The sequence below is a fragment of the Photobacterium gaetbulicola genome, from assembly GCF_003025515.1.
GTDB lineage: Bacteria > Pseudomonadota > Gammaproteobacteria > Enterobacterales > Vibrionaceae > Photobacterium > Photobacterium gaetbulicola.
Genome location: NZ_PYME01000011.1, coordinates 118,835 through 132,675 on the forward strand (window position 1 = coordinate 118,835; position 13,841 = coordinate 132,675).

General features: G+C 52.8%; 12 protein-coding genes. 7 read left to right on the forward strand and 5 right to left on the reverse strand.

All coding sequences use genetic code 11. The features are described 5' to 3' along the window. The first annotated feature begins 239 nt into the window (after positions 1 to 239). The 4 genes from C9J03_RS11635 to C9J03_RS11650 all read left to right on the forward strand — a co-directional run bounded on the left by C9J03_RS11635 (position 240) and on the right by C9J03_RS11650 (position 3,896). Entirely contained in the window at positions 240 to 998 is a 759-nt protein-coding gene (locus C9J03_RS11635) for an IclR family transcriptional regulator (protein ID WP_044623716.1), read from the forward strand. Between the two features lie 19 nt (positions 999 to 1,017). After that, positions 1,018 to 2,010, forward strand: coding sequence for an arginase family protein (locus C9J03_RS11640; RefSeq protein WP_107291707.1), 993 nt, complete (start codon positions 1,018 to 1,020; stop codon positions 2,008 to 2,010). Between the two features lie 141 nt (positions 2,011 to 2,151). Next, positions 2,152 to 2,844, forward strand: coding sequence for a DUF1007 family protein (locus C9J03_RS11645; protein WP_044623714.1), 693 nt, complete (start codon positions 2,152 to 2,154; stop codon positions 2,842 to 2,844). A 77-nt stretch (positions 2,845 to 2,921) separates the two neighbouring features. Continuing rightward, a complete protein-coding gene (locus C9J03_RS11650) occupies positions 2,922 to 3,896 on the forward strand; it encodes a nickel/cobalt transporter (RefSeq protein WP_044623713.1) in 975 nt (324 codons plus the stop codon). Between the two features lie 113 nt (positions 3,897 to 4,009). Here C9J03_RS11650 and C9J03_RS11655 read toward each other — a convergent pair whose 3' ends face one another. Continuing rightward, positions 4,010 to 4,570 carry a cytochrome b gene (locus C9J03_RS11655; protein WP_044623712.1) on the reverse strand — a complete coding sequence of 187 codons (561 nt, stop codon included), beginning with the start codon at positions 4,568 to 4,570 and terminating at the stop codon, positions 4,010 to 4,012. A gap of 246 nt (positions 4,571 to 4,816) precedes the next feature. On the opposite strand from C9J03_RS11655, the gene C9J03_RS11660 reads away from it, so the two are divergent. After that, positions 4,817 to 5,413 (forward strand): MliC family protein, encoded by a 597-nt coding sequence (locus C9J03_RS11660; protein ID WP_052829807.1) that lies wholly within the window; start codon positions 4,817 to 4,819, stop codon positions 5,411 to 5,413. Positions 5,414 to 5,438: 25 nt separating this feature from the next. Continuing rightward, positions 5,439 to 6,146 (forward strand): DUF3157 family protein, encoded by a 708-nt coding sequence (locus C9J03_RS11665; protein ID WP_044623711.1) that lies wholly within the window; start codon positions 5,439 to 5,441, stop codon positions 6,144 to 6,146. On the opposite strand, the gene C9J03_RS26480 is transcribed toward C9J03_RS11665, so the two are convergent. The 4 genes from C9J03_RS26480 to C9J03_RS11680 form a co-directional block, all read right to left on the reverse strand. Continuing rightward, positions 6,111 to 6,386: a hypothetical protein gene (locus tag C9J03_RS26480; protein WP_082060645.1), complete on the reverse strand. Its 276-nt coding sequence runs from the start codon at positions 6,384 to 6,386 to the stop codon at positions 6,111 to 6,113. The genes C9J03_RS11665 and C9J03_RS26480 overlap by 36 nt on opposite strands. 252 nt (positions 6,387 to 6,638) lie before the next feature. Beyond that, positions 6,639 to 8,039, reverse strand: a complete 1,401-nt coding sequence (locus C9J03_RS11670; RefSeq protein ID WP_044623710.1) for a nucleobase:cation symporter-2 family protein — start codon at positions 8,037 to 8,039, stop codon at positions 6,639 to 6,641. Positions 8,040 to 8,115: 76 nt separating this feature from the next. Beyond that, positions 8,116 to 8,604: a (2Fe-2S)-binding protein gene (locus C9J03_RS11675; RefSeq protein WP_044623709.1), complete on the reverse strand. Its 489-nt coding sequence runs from the start codon at positions 8,602 to 8,604 to the stop codon at positions 8,116 to 8,118. Further along, on the reverse strand, positions 8,601 to 11,843 hold the full coding sequence (locus C9J03_RS11680; RefSeq protein WP_044623708.1) for a molybdopterin cofactor-binding domain-containing protein: 3,243 nt from the start codon (positions 11,841 to 11,843) through the stop codon (positions 8,601 to 8,603). The genes C9J03_RS11675 and C9J03_RS11680 overlap by 4 nt, the downstream gene beginning before the upstream one ends. Positions 11,844 to 12,463: 620 nt before the next feature. Here C9J03_RS11680 and C9J03_RS11685 point away from each other — a divergent pair. Then, positions 12,464 to 13,837, forward strand: a complete 1,374-nt coding sequence (locus C9J03_RS11685; protein WP_044623707.1) for an 8-oxoguanine deaminase — start codon at positions 12,464 to 12,466, stop codon at positions 13,835 to 13,837. The last annotated feature ends 4 nt before the right edge of the window (positions 13,838 to 13,841 follow it).

The following is a 13,841-nucleotide window of genomic DNA, read 5'->3' on the forward strand; positions in this document are numbered from 1 at the left end:
GACTCGATAAAATGTTCTGTGCTTTGCGCCGGCCTCGATAGGCCGGCGTTTTTTGTTTGGGAATATAAGCCAGGCCGATTCCAGTGATTTTCTGTGCTTATTCTCATAATGTAAAAATGAATGCTTAATATATCATGGTAATTACCAGATAGTGATAATGACGGTTGAAGCGTGGCAAGCCTTGCGCGTAAATAGACGGGTCGGCGCGATGGGAGCTACTTAACGTGTCGCCTAACCAGATGAAACCGACAGGAAATGCTTTGAAAACAGATAAATATAAATTGAATGCCAATGAAAAGTTGCTCCAGGTGCTGATGCATATCGCGTCGGCCAATGAACCGGTGACCGCACAGGCATTAAGTGAACAGACAGGTATGCCGCAAAGTAGTGTTTATCGCTATTTGGTTATTCTCAAGAACTGGAACCTGATTGAGGAAAGCCCGAGACAAAGCTGTTACAGCATAGGTCCGGCGGCGCTTCAGCTGCTGCGCAATTTCCAGCAGTTTTCACCGCTTTCGAGCGGGGTACACCAGGTCCTGAAGCGGGTCCAGCAACAAACGGGCGAGATGGCCGCTTATCTTGTGCCGGTCGGCTTCAGGGCACTGTGCACCGCCCGGGTCGATAGCCCCCATGCGCTGCGTTGCGCGTATGAGGAAGGCCAGAGCCAACCGTTGATCCGCGGTGCCTCGGCCAAGGTGATCTTGGCCCATCTGCCCGAACAGCGGGTGATGGCTACACTGCATCATTTTGGCATCACTGAGCCGGATGCTATCAGCCACTGGCTGCAAGATTTGGCGCAGATAAAAAAAGACGGTTATGCCATCAGTACCTCGGAATATGACGTAGGGGTTTCCGGGGTAAGTGCCCCGGTATTTACCGGCAACAAAATTGTCGGGGCGGTGAGTGTAATGGCACCGCAAGAGCGGGTTCAAAAGAGTAAAAACGCGATTATTTTCTCAGTCCTTCAGGCGGCGCGGGTATTGCCACCGGACTTGTAATTTTCCATAAGGAGCAATCATGCTGGATGTAAAACGTTGGTTTCCATTTTCTTTTCTAGGGCACCCCGTCAGTACTCATCCCAGAGCCATGATTGAGCCTTATGCCGAACAACGCAAGGCGGGGGCGGTGATCCTCGGGCTTGCCAGTGATCTGAGCTTGAGTGACTACGATATCTACAGCGGGGCCAAAGAAGGCCCGGACATGATTCGTCAGATGCTGGTCAGGATGCCTTACTCTGGTGCCTTGCCGATTTATGATGCGGGCGTCATTGAGGCGCAGAGCTATTTCGGTGTCAAGGAGGATGAGTTTGATACCATGCGTGCCGCCCAGTACGCCAAGCTGTGTGCCATGCTCAAGCTTGGCCATTTGCCTGTTATGCTTGGTGGCGGACACGAGGTGGCTATTGCGAGCTACCAGGCACTTTCTGATACGGTCAACCAGGCCGGTAATGACAGCTCGAGTGAGGAGAGCCAAATCCTTCCTTTCGTAGAAGGTAACCGGATCGGAATTATCAATATCGATGCCAACTTTCAGCTACGGCGCTCTCTGGCCGTCAAGGCGGGCTCGGCATTTCATAGCGTAGCAGCATTTTGCCATACCAATAACCGGACTTTCCGTTATCTGGGGCTGGGAATGTGTGACCATATCAATTCGCAAGCCACTATGGCCTACGCCAGTGAGCTGGGGGCACAATGGCTACTTGATAGTGAAATGAAAATGAAAAACCGCAAGCGGATCCAGGCGGTGGTTGCCAGGTACCTTGAGCAGGTTGACCATATCCACCTGAGTATCGATTTGTCGGTATTCTCGTCGGCAATCGCTGGCGGGGTGAGCTTGTCCCGGGTATTTGGGGTTAACCTGGCGGTGGTTGAAATGGTGATCAGCCAAGCGATGGCCAGCAACAAAGTTAGGATTGTCGATATCGCCGGCCTCAACCCGGAATATGATTACCAAAATCAGACAGCCCGCTTGGCAGTCTCCCTGTTGCATCATGTGCTTAAGTATCGATAGGCTCTGCTCCTTCCCTCTTCGCAGCAAGGCCTCCCCTGTGGAGGTCTTGTTATTTATGCTGGAAAAGTATTGGTACTACAGTGTCAAGATGTTATAACATAACATTTTCTAATAAAGACAACGTATTACACAAGGCTTTTGATGTTTTACCGCAATAGGGCGAACAACCGAATTATTCCCGTAATGAAGCGAGCGGCGCTCGGCCTCGCTTTACTGATATCTCCGCTGTTTGCCACGGCGCATCCCCACTCTTGGATTGAAATGAAAACCTATGTCGATGGCAAGGGTGGTATGATCACCGGCTTGCGCATGGTCTGGTCGTTTGATCCTATGACCTCGGCATACATGCTCGATGGCGAAGATACCTCGCCGGAAAAGGAAGAGCAGACGTTTACCAAGGTGGCGGCATCGGTACTTGATAACATGCTGTCCGAACACTACTTCACCTATTTCTATGACGGTCAAGAGCCTATCAAATACCAGCTTGCCCGCTATGGCAAGATCACCCGTGACCGGGCGCGGTTAGTACTCACTTTCGAACTGCCCCTTTCCAAACCCAAGCCCGTAACCGAGGACTCATTGAAACTGTTGGTTTTTGAGCCGAGTTACTACGTGGATATGTCATGGCGTTCAAAACGTGATGTTATTCTCGCCGGCGATCTGGCTGACTATTGCAAGCTTGAAATGATTCAACCCAACCCGACTCCCGAGCAGATGAGCTATGCCATGTCATTGCCAGCCGATGCCGATCCAGACAATGCATTGGGCCAGCTCTTCACCCAATCTGTTCGCTTTCATTGCAAACCGACCGAATTGAATGGGGATAGTGAGTAATGGCACAGCGTAAGCATTGCGGAACATCCGCTAGTTCGAAACCAGCCGTTGAAAGCCTTTGGGGTCCAAAGTGGCTAATGTTGATGCTACTTTGTATCGCCTTTTTGTTTGGTGCGTATCAGCTTTGGTTAGCCTGGCCGAATATGGTATTGAAAAGTATCGAATGGCAGCGGGCAGTGAATAATCAGCTGGCTGACTTGCTTTATGATGCCAAGGAGACCCCATGGGCATCAGGCAGCTATTTGGCCGGATTTAGTTTTCTCTATGGGGTACTGCATGCGCTTGGCCCGGGACATGGTAAGGTGATAGTAACCACTTACTTGGCTACTCAGCCGACCAAGGTGAAAACCAGCCTGGTGCTGACACTGGTATCGGCGCTCTGTCAGGCGGTGGTTGCGGTCGCTTTAGTCAGCGTGCTGGTGTGGGGCTTCAGCGCGTCAATGCGAGAGGTCAACTCGCAGGCTGTGAAGTTTATGACCATCAGCAGCGTGCTTGTCAGTGTGCTGGGGGTAATGATCTGCTGGCGGGCAGTGAAGCGTTTTCGCCGCAGTGTTGCTAAGCCCCAGAAGGCGAGTTGCGCTCACCACCATGACCACCATGACCACCATGACCACCATGACCACCATGACCACCATCATGTTGGTGACTGTGGTTGCGGGCATCGTCATATTGCCTCGCCGGAGGAGGTAGACAATGCAAAGACGCTACGTGAGTACATTGGGGTGATCATGAGTATTGGCCTACGGCCGTGCTCTGGGGCAATTATGGTGTTGCTGTTTGCCAACATGGTCGGCCTGTATTGGCTGGGTGTCGTCAGCGCCTTGGTGATGTCTCTGGGAACGGCCTTGACCACATCGGTACTGGCTTTGCTGACGTTGTCCGGCAAGCGTATTGTCCATCATTACCTGAAAGCCGGAAATTCCAAGCCTCAAGCTGGCTTGTTGTGGGCCGGTTACGGCTTGCAGCTGGCGGGCGGTATCATGTTGGTGCTACTGGGCCTACTACTTGCGAGTAGTCAGAGTACGGGGTTATCACCGGTTTTACTGGGCTGATGGGGCTGGGACAATAACGGCTGGGGGTGTTGAGTGGCCTCACTTTCGTGAGGCCTGTCGCCTAGCCAGGTGACGTTTTTATTATTCTTTTCTAAAGTTTATTTGTTGTCGGCTCAGCCTTTGGCTGGGCCGATATGTTTTTTTGCGTGCGGCAGCATGCGGATAATGGTGTTGTCTTTGATGACATAGTGGTGAAACAGGGCGGCAGCACTGTGAGCCGTGATTAATGCCAGCAAACCGCCTCCTAGCTGGGCATGGCGCTCGCGTAGGGTTGCGGTGAGTGCGCGGTTGGTGTCGATAAGGGGGGGAAGTTCCATTCCCATGATGCTCAGCGTCTTGCCCGCACTATTGAGCAAAGCCAGACCAGCAATGGGAACCAGCAGCATCAGCGCATAGATACAGATGTGAACGAGCCCACTTATTTTGTTTTGGAGCGGTGTCGGCTCAGGGCTAATTGCGGGCTTGTGGCTTAGTGCTCTCATCAATAGGCGGAAAAGGGTGATCACCAGCAGCGTGATGCCGAGATAAAAATGCAACTGGCTGAAAATATCACGGGTTGCCGAGCCTCGTTCAAAGTTAATGGCAACTTCTATTGAGACATAAATGGCGACGAGTACGCAGAATGTCAGCCAGTGGAGAAATATACTGGCAGGATTAAAGTGTGTTTTATCCATAGTGTTCGTTCCTGTAGGCGCTTTATTTTCTATCTGTTTTAATCACTGGATGTTGAGTCCGGCTCATGCTATGGATTTGCCACAATTCCACAAGTTATGCTGCTGATAATTAATGTGAATTATTATTGAGTTGATATTTCTTGAGGCGTTTTAGATTTTTGGCTCAAAGATGAAAAAACACAATGGAGCTAGCGGGTTAATAATATAAGGAGCGTACAGATTGATTGGCTGGCCGATGGAGGCAATGTGAATAATTTCTGGTGGGGTAAACGTATTTCGATATTGGGCGCCATTTTTTTACTGGCTGGTAACAGTCTGGCCAGTGAGCCGGCTTTTGATTGCTCGAAAGCCGAGGGAGAGGTGGAAACTTTGATATGCCAGGTTGCAGAGTTGGCGGTTCTCGATCAGAAAATGCAGCAAGTTTTCGATAAAGCAATGGTTCAACTGCCCGCCGAGGAGGTGAAACGGCAAAAGGAGATGCAGCGAGGGTGGATTAAAGGGCGCAACGAGTGTTGGAAAGCCAATGATGTTCGTGATTGTACCGAGTTTGCCTACACCAGCCGAATTGTCGAGTTGCAAGTAATCAGTGGGCAGCTGGAGGTGCCGCCAATCGTGTCTCTTGACTGTGGTGATAACAGCCAGCCGTTTACTGCGGTTTTTTACAACCAGACCGAACCGGCAAGTTTGGTGTTGACGCGAGGCGATGACCAGGTGATCGCGCTGGCTCAGCCAATGGCAAGCGGCATCAAATATTTGGGGCAGAATGTGGAATACAGTGAGCATCAGGGAGAGATAGCCATCAGCTGGTTTGATAACACTTTTGAGTGCCAAGTAAGGCAATAAAAAGCAATGTGGGGGGGATGGAGTTATGCGCTCAGCTCAGCAAGTAATCATCAGGGTCGCCATTGCCGGTCTTTTGTTTGGGTTTATTCAATTTGTCCAAGCTGCAACGATGATAGCGATACTGCCTGACGGTCGTGAAGTGATTTTATTTGATGACAATACATGGCGTTATGTGGCAGCGGAAACCGCAGAGCGTGAATCAGTCAAACCGTCGGCTGAACCGAATAAAGTAAAAGCAAGCGGTGCAGGTGCGACCGCCACCACCACTACCACCGCAAAGGGGGCTGCTGTGGCGACGGGAGCCGCGATTACTGTAGCTTCCGAAGTAAGCCCGGAAAACAAGTCAGGTATAAATAAATCGGCAGGGAGCGAAGTCGCGGGCGACTTGGTTGCGCCAGATACCGGACGATTGGTCGGTGAGTACCAGCGCAGTGGCGTGGTGATGGTGGCTCAATCCGCCAGCTATCAGGATGGGCGGCTAACCATCCCGGTATTGTTGAGGAATGAGGGCACGGACTCGGTTATCTTGGTCGAGGTGGCAACCATACTGCGTAACGACAAAGGTGAGGTGATCAAGCGTGATAATCATGTCGTCTGGACATCTATCAAGCGAATGCCAGAGACCTATTTCCGGCCCGGTACCGAGCGGGAAGGCAAGATCCTAACTTTTTCTGTGCCTGAGCTAGAACACTATTTCCTAGAAACCGATATCACTATGGTCGAGCGCTGGTGACGATTCTATTGAACGATTGATATTGTGATACTTCACCAATGCCAGTTCGATATGGCTATTCTCGGTCTCGAGCAGCGTATCTAAACAGCCGGGGTAGCCATTACTCTGGCTCTTCATGTAGGCCGCGAGCAGTTTGACATCAACCGGCCGTGGCCGGTAACTCAAGTTGGGAAAGGTCTGATAGACCGTGGTGATTGCCGCTTTTAATCTGTCTGTATTAGGTGCCGCTGAGCTTTTCATGTCGAAATTATCAGGTTAATTATGGGTTGTAGTGGTATGCCCAAGTCACTCAAATTACTTGGCTACACAAGCATGGGGATTGTAGGTGGGCTTTATGACAGGATGTTTTCAATACACAAAATAAGTGCAGTTTGTTTTGTATTAGGTTGGATGAGTTGAAGGCTTTGAAGAAAGGCTCCCATCAATGTGGTTAGATATCGCATTGTTCGGGAGCCTATTGTTAGTGAAATAACAGCAAGAGTGGGAAATTCGCTATTTCGATGCTGCAAGTTGCTCGGCACGGCGGGCTTTTGCCGCGACAAGCCGTGCTGCACGCTTATCGGGTTTGATCAGGATACTCTTGGCGGTAATCTGCTCGGTTTCAGTACTCTTCTTGCTCTTCGGTAAGAGTTGGTTAAGCACGATAGTCGCCAAGGTTCCAGTTGTTATCCCGGAATGGAAAACGGTCTTCAGGGAGTCCGGGAAGTGCTGGAGTAAGTTGGGCTCTAGGGTAACGGCCATCCCCGATGCCAGACCAACACAGACCACCAAGGCGTTTCGGCGAGAGTCGGCAGCTTTGAGCAGCATCCTGATCCCGGCGTAGGCGATCATACCGAACATGACAAAGCCGACCCCTCCCAGCACGGGTTTGGGCACGGTGACCGCCAAGGCCGCCACTTTGGGAAATAGGCCGCCTGCGACTAGCAATATACCGGTCAGGGCAACCACAAAGCGGCTGGCAACCCCGCTGATCCCCACGATCCCGACATTCTGGCTAAAGCTCGCCACCGGCATGGCCGAGAACATCGCACCGAAGGTGCTGCCAAGGCCATCACCCAGCAAGCCCCGTTTGAGATCTTTACCGGAAACCTCGACATGGCAGTTACTGCCCAGCGCCATGAAATCCCCCGTCGCCTCGGCAACTACTACCAGATAAACCAGGGTCATGCTGATAATGGCCGGGAGCGAGAAGGCCATGCCGTACTTGAAAGGCTCTGGTGCGGCAACCCAGTTGGCCTCGTAGAGCTGGGTAAGATCAACCATACCGAGTGGAATTGCCATGATGTATCCGGCAGCAAGCCCGATCACGATCGCCGAGGCTGCAATTGCGCCTTTGCAGAAGACCGAGACCCCAATCACCACGGCGAGGGAAGCAGCGGCCAGGAACACCTTGGGCAATGAGGCGAAGCTGGGATCGCCGGCTGGGGCATCACCGATCCAGTTCATTGCGACAGGTAGGATTGTCAGGCCGATCAGGGTGACCACCACGCCGCTGACAAGGTTGGGGAAGAGCTTACGGATTTGATCCATGTAGAAGCTGGCGAGGATGACAAAGAACGAGCCGACAAAGGCCGCGCCGAGAATGGTTGCCATGCCGCCTGTTTGGCCAATGGCGATCAAGGCACCGAGAAAGGCAAAACTGGAACCCATCACCACGGGCAGTCTGATCCCAACCGGGCCAAACCCGAGGCACTGGACGATGGTGGCAAGACCGGAAACAAACAAGGAGGCACTGATCAGCGTGACGACATCCGGCTCGGGTAGGCCAATGGCACCGCCGACAATCAAGGGTACAGCGACAATGCCCCCGATGGAGGCCAGCATGTGCTGGAGGGCAAGGAAAAAGGTGACCCCCTTGGGGGGCTTATCGTTGACTTGATAGAGTAACTGCATTGTTAAATCCTTATTTACAAGTACACGCAATCTTGGATAAAAAAGCTCCCCTGCGGATTAGGCAGGGGAGAAAGACTTACGGGGTGATGTCTTCAATGACAGCATTGATGGCATTCAGGATGGGTTGGTAGCCTGTACAGCGGCATAGGTTGCCCTCTAGGGCATCCAAGACCTGCTGTTGGCTTGGACGTTGATACTTCTTCAGCAAGGCCCAGGAACTCATCAGGACGCCGGGAGTACAAAAGCCACATTGCACTCCACCACGCTTGATAAAGGATTGCTGCAATTGTTGGGCTAGCGGATCGTCCTTTAGCCCTTCGATGGTCACGATTTGGCTTTCTTGGCATTGGGCGGCCAAGATCATGCACGAGCACACAGCCTCGCTATTCATCACAACCGTGCAGGCGCCACATTCGCCAACGGCACATCCTTCTTTGGTCCCCGTTAGTCCGAGATCTTGCCGCAGCAAGTCAAGCAAACGGGTGTTGCCTGTGACAGACAACTGATAAGGACGGCCGTTAACCGAGAGTGACAATGGGATCAGGTTTTCAGCAAGCAGACTCATTGCACTTCTCCTTGTAGTGGCTGATGGGGTTGCTGATATCGAATATCGTTCATGAGGTCACGGAACATATTGAGGTAGACCGGCTGCTTGTAGGCCGCTGACCAACGGCCACCGATGGCCTTATCGATCATCGCTTCAAGTACTTGGCAAGCATTCTCGATGATCTCGCTGTTTAGGGTATGGCCGAGCAAAATTTGTTCGACCGGTTTTAGCCGTTGTGGTTTGCTAAATAGCGCGCCGTCCACCAAGCGGCAGGATGTGATAACACCGCTGTCGTTGCGCTCCATCAGGCAACTGAGGCTCAAGCGGGTGATGTTGAGCGCATTGCGCCTGCCGAGCTGGCGGTATTTCTGGATGCAGCCAGTGTTGGGGGCCGGAAGTGGCAGGATCACCTTGGTTAGCAATTCGCCCGGTTGCAGCTCGGTCCGGTAGCCGCCGGTAATGAACTCGCTGATTGGCAGCTCTCTCGAACTCGTTTTGCTCTGTAACACCACCTTGGCGTCATAGATCACCAATGGCGGAACGGAGTCTGCGCATGGTGCGGCGTTGACGATATTGCCGCCGATTGTCGCCCGGTTGCGGATCTGGTGTGAACCAATGGTATGACAGGCCTCGGCAAGCAAGGGATAGAGGTGCTTGATATCGGGGTGTTCGGTGAGGTGGTTGAAACAGACTCCTGAGCCGATATGCCATCCATCCTGGCTGCGCTTGATTTCACGCAGCTCAGGCAGGCGGGCAATATTGACCAAGGCCCTGGGTTCACTTTGCAACCGGCCCTGAACTATCACATCGGTACCGCCGGCCAGCGGCATGGCATTGCTGTCAGCAAGCAGCTCGAGCGCAGCTGTGAGTGACTCAGGGGTTTTCACCGAGAAGCCATTGAGTCGGTGGGTTTGTTTCTTCTCGTTGGAAGCATGAAGTAACTCACTCTGGCGGGCCGGCTTTTTAAGGTTATAGCCCAGTACGACTTGTTCGAGACTGAGCGGCAGTTGGCGGTGGCGAGTGCCCGTTGCAAAGGCCACGGCATTGGTCATTGCCGCTGCTGCGAGTTCTGCGGCTGGTTCGCCGATACTCTTAGCACCAAATGGCCCGCCGTTGTCGACATTTTCCACTGCGTGGATAGAAAGCGAGGGAATATCCTTGATGGTTGGCAGCAAGTAGCTGTCGAGGTTTTCCGACTTCACCTGGCCGTGCTCGATGTTGTAGTCTTCCAGCATGCCAAGACCAACACCTTGTGCGATACCGCCAGCGACTTGTCCTTCATAACCAATTTGGTTGATGACCTGGCCGACATCGTGCACCGCAGTAATATCCAGCAGGTCGATTTTACCGGTACTGGTATCGACTTTCAGGTCGACGATTTGACAGCCATACACCCAGGTGAAATAGGGGGAGCCGGTGCCTTTCTCTTCATCCCAGTGAATGGCCGGTTGGTCGAACCACCCATAGGCAGCAAGGTTAACGCCGGCCCATTTGGTGGCATTGGCGGCTTCCGAAAAGCTAATGGACTTATCCGGTGCGTAGCGGTTACAGATTTCGCCATGGGCCCACAGGGTATCATCGAGGCTGGTGGCACAAAGCTGATCTTTGATCACCTCGAAAATGCGCTGCTTGATTTGCTCGGCACCGTCTTTCACTGCGTTGCCACCGGTAACGGTAGCTCGTGACGCAACGGTTGGGCCGCCGTCGGCAATCAGCGATGTCGGTGGTTCGACGAAGCTCACTTTAGTCACCGGTAAGCCAAGTACTTCGGCGGCAATGGTTGCCATGGTGGTTTGCAGCCCCTGGCCGTTTTCGCAGACACCGGTCGAGACATTGACACTGCCATCACTGTTGACGGTCACCAAGGCACTTGAGGTATCGACCCCTTCGGCCCCCATCGAGCAGCCGCGGTAGCTCAGTGCCAAGCCGATACCGTATTTAATATGGCCGGGCTTGGCATTTAACTCGGCATAGTGCTCGCGCTTGGCTTGGAACTCACTGCGTTGAACCGCCTTGTCGAGTACTTCAATCGCCGAGACATTATGGTTATCAAACATCTGGTTGGTAATACTGCGGCTGCCCTGGCGCAGGGCATTGCGCTCCCGGACCTGTACCGGGTCGAGCTGGCAGGCCTCGGCGATTTCATCCATCAGGGATTCATTGGCAAAGATGATTTGCGGCGAGCCGAACCCGCGCATCGCGCCGGACATACTGTTGTTGGTGTAAACGCCTTTGATATCGACCCGGACATGCTCGATGTCGTAAGGGCCGGCAGCCTGGACTACGGAGCGCCAGGTCACGAACGGGGTACAGGCCGCGTAGGCGCCGGCATCGGCCAGAATATCGACCTTCATGCCTTGGATTTTACCGCTTTTGCTGACCCCGACCTTGTAGTGCATATGGTAGGGGTGGCGCTTGGTGCTTTCGATAATTGACTGCTCGCGGGTGTAGGAAAACTTCACTGGGCGGTCGGTGATAGAAGCGAGCAGTGCAGCCCGGCAGGAAAGATGGTCAATACCGTCATCTTTTCCCCCGAACGAGCCGCCCATGACCGCCCGCTTCACATTGACCCTGGCTTGGTCGATGCCCATGAAACTGGCAACAAAGCCGCGCACCCGGTGGGGGTTCTGGATCGAACCGGTGATCACCAAGTCACGCGAGGTGGGATCAATATAGGCAGTGACAGATTCCGGCTCAATATAGGCGTGTTCCTGGAAGCCGACCTGATACGTGTGTTCAAGTACGATATCGGCATTGGCGAGGGCGGTTTCGGCATCGCCTTTTTCGGTATGGTGGCGGTTAACCACATTTGAGCCGGTTTCCGGATGGATCAGGCGTGCTCCGTCGGCCAGGGCATCATGGACATTGCCTATCGGGGTAAGCGGCTGGTAATCGACTTTGATTTTATCGGCAGCCAGGCATGCGGCCTCGTAGCTTTCGGCGGCAACAACGGCCACAACATCGCCGCTATATCTTACCTGATCATTACATATAGGGTGGTAATCTCGAATGATGACCCCAGTTGTAGGGTCTCCGGGGATATCTTTGAAAGTGGCTATCCGTACTACGCCTTCGATGGCGTCAGCTTCAGATGTGTCTATGCCAAGGATTTTGCCCGCCGGAATATCGGTATAGCGACACACACCATACAGCATGCCGGACATTGTAATATCATCTCCATATATGGCCGTACCGGTTACTTTGGCTTGGCCGTCTACGCGGGGTAGGCTGTGGCCTACGTGATTGAAACGCGTCATTAAACACTCCCTCTTACATTGGCGACGACGATCGACCAATGACAAACAATGTGCTCATTAAATTGCTGCATCGAGGATGACAAACTAGGAAATTACGCGAAATTGATAGTGAGTTAGCGACATTTCGTAGTGACTTCGACCCAGCCATAGAGGCATGAATCAGGCCATGATCTGGCGAATGTCTAATTTGTCAGGCAAAAGTGTGAACTCAAGGGGGGAAGTTTGTCGAGGTGGTGAGCAGATTGTTGCTTGCTGAGAGGGGGATCAAAAAATAAAAACCTTTATCATTTTGATTAATGGAACTTATTTTCATCTATTGGCTGAGGGTATCATTTTGATAGTCTCACTTTGGGAGTGAGAGTGTTGCTGGCTGTAACTGATAGCTTGAGAATGTTTGTTTATCAGTAGTTTGGGGCGTTTTCGAGGAGTTGGTAACGTCTTTGCTAGAGTGCTAGCGGTAAGATAGACCCAAGCGATCTCAATATGCAGGTTCAGCATCTGCACCTTGAGGTAATTTGGGTATAAAGACGGTTTTTTGTGTTCAATATAACTTGGGTAAAGAGGCCCCAAACAAAGTCCTTCTCCCCTGAAATGGTTGCGAAGGCTAAGGAAAACTATGGATGGAAACAACGTGGATTAAAGATCCTCTCGCAATTTTTACCGCCACCATGAAAGATGATGGTGCTGAGCTAAGCGCTCAGGGCGGCATCGTCATTCAAGATAACCGTATTCTCGAAACCCTTGACCGCGGCGAGCGGCCCTCAGTACCCATAGACGTCACCGTTGATGCCAGTCAGCATGTCGTCACCCCGGGGCTGATCAATGCCCACCATCACTTCTACCAGACCCTGACCCGGGCCTACCCCGGAGCACTCAATAAAGAGCTGTTCCACTGGCTTAAAAGCCTCTATCCGGTTTGGGCCGGGCTGGATGAAGAGATGATGGAAGTGGCGACTGAGCTGGCTTTGGTCGAGATGATGATGTCAGGTTGTACCACCGCCTCGGATCATCACTACCTATTGCCGCACGGATTGGAAAACGCCATCGATATCCAGGTTGATGCAGCGTGTCAACTTGGCATCCGGGCAATATTGACTCGTGGCTCGATGAGCCTTGGGGAAGAGCAAGGGGGACTGCCACCGCAGCACACGATACAGTCGGAACAGGCCATTATCGACGATAGCCTGCGCCTGATCCGTGAATATCACCAGGCGGATGACGGTGCCATGGTGCAGATCGCGCTGGCTCCTTGTTCACCTTTTTCCGTCACCACCGAGCTGATGAAGGAAACAGCCCAGATCGCCCGTCAGCATGGGTTGATGCTGCATACTCACCTCTGCGAAACCAAGGATGAGGAGCAGTTCTGCCTTGACCGTTTCGGCTACCGGCCGGTGGATTATCTCGAAGAGGTAGGCTGGCTCCACGAGCGGACTTGGCTGGCCCATGGTATTCACTTTAATGATGAGGAAGTGCGTCGGCTAGGACAGGCCCAGGTGGGGATCTGCCACTGCCCGACATCGAACATGATGCTGGCCTCGGGCATTTGCCGCAACAAAGAGCTGGAAACAGCCGGTGCCAAAGTCGGGCTAGGTGTCGATGGTTCAGCGTCCAATGATGGTTCCAACATGATCGCCGAAGTGCGTATGGCGATGTACCTGCAGCGTTTGCGCTATGGCTCTGCTGGGGTGTCCCACTTCGATGCCCTGCGCTGGGCAACAGCAGGTTCGGCGGCTGCGATGGGGCGCATTGATATCGGCAAGATTGAAGCGGGAATGCAGGCCGATATCGCGATGTTCAAGCTTGATGATATTCGCTTCTCTGGTAGCCATGATCCGTTAGCCGCCTTGTTGCTTTGTGGTGCCCAGCAGGCCGATAAGGTGATGGTTGCCGGCAAGTGGCGGGTGCTGGATGGCCGGGTACAAGGTGTCGATCTCGATGATCTGCTGGCACGCCATCGTACGGCGGCTAAACGCTTGGCTATGAAGGCCCGTTAAATTG

Coding starts and splice junctions, on each gene's coding strand:
- C9J03_RS11670 (WP_044623710.1), bottom strand. CDS start 8,039: ATGCAGTTACTCTATCAAGTCAACGATAAGCCCCCCAAGGGGGTCACC.
- C9J03_RS11645 (WP_044623714.1), top strand. CDS start 2,152: ATGTTTTACCGCAATAGGGCGAACAACCGAATTATTCCCGTAATGAAG.
- C9J03_RS11675 (WP_044623709.1), bottom strand. CDS start 8,604: ATGAGTCTGCTTGCTGAAAACCTGATCCCATTGTCACTCTCGGTTAAC.
- C9J03_RS26480 (WP_082060645.1), bottom strand. CDS start 6,386: ATGAAAAGCTCAGCGGCACCTAATACAGACAGATTAAAAGCGGCAATC.
- C9J03_RS11635 (WP_044623716.1), top strand. CDS start 240: ATGAAACCGACAGGAAATGCTTTGAAAACAGATAAATATAAATTGAAT.
- C9J03_RS11685 (WP_044623707.1), top strand. CDS start 12,464: ATGGAAACAACGTGGATTAAAGATCCTCTCGCAATTTTTACCGCCACC.
- C9J03_RS11680 (WP_044623708.1), bottom strand. CDS start 11,843: ATGACGCGTTTCAATCACGTAGGCCACAGCCTACCCCGCGTAGACGGC.
- C9J03_RS11665 (WP_044623711.1), top strand. CDS start 5,439: ATGCGCTCAGCTCAGCAAGTAATCATCAGGGTCGCCATTGCCGGTCTT.
- C9J03_RS11655 (WP_044623712.1), bottom strand. CDS start 4,570: ATGGATAAAACACACTTTAATCCTGCCAGTATATTTCTCCACTGGCTG.
- C9J03_RS11640 (WP_107291707.1), top strand. CDS start 1,018: ATGCTGGATGTAAAACGTTGGTTTCCATTTTCTTTTCTAGGGCACCCC.
- C9J03_RS11650 (WP_044623713.1), top strand. CDS start 2,922: ATGTTGATGCTACTTTGTATCGCCTTTTTGTTTGGTGCGTATCAGCTT.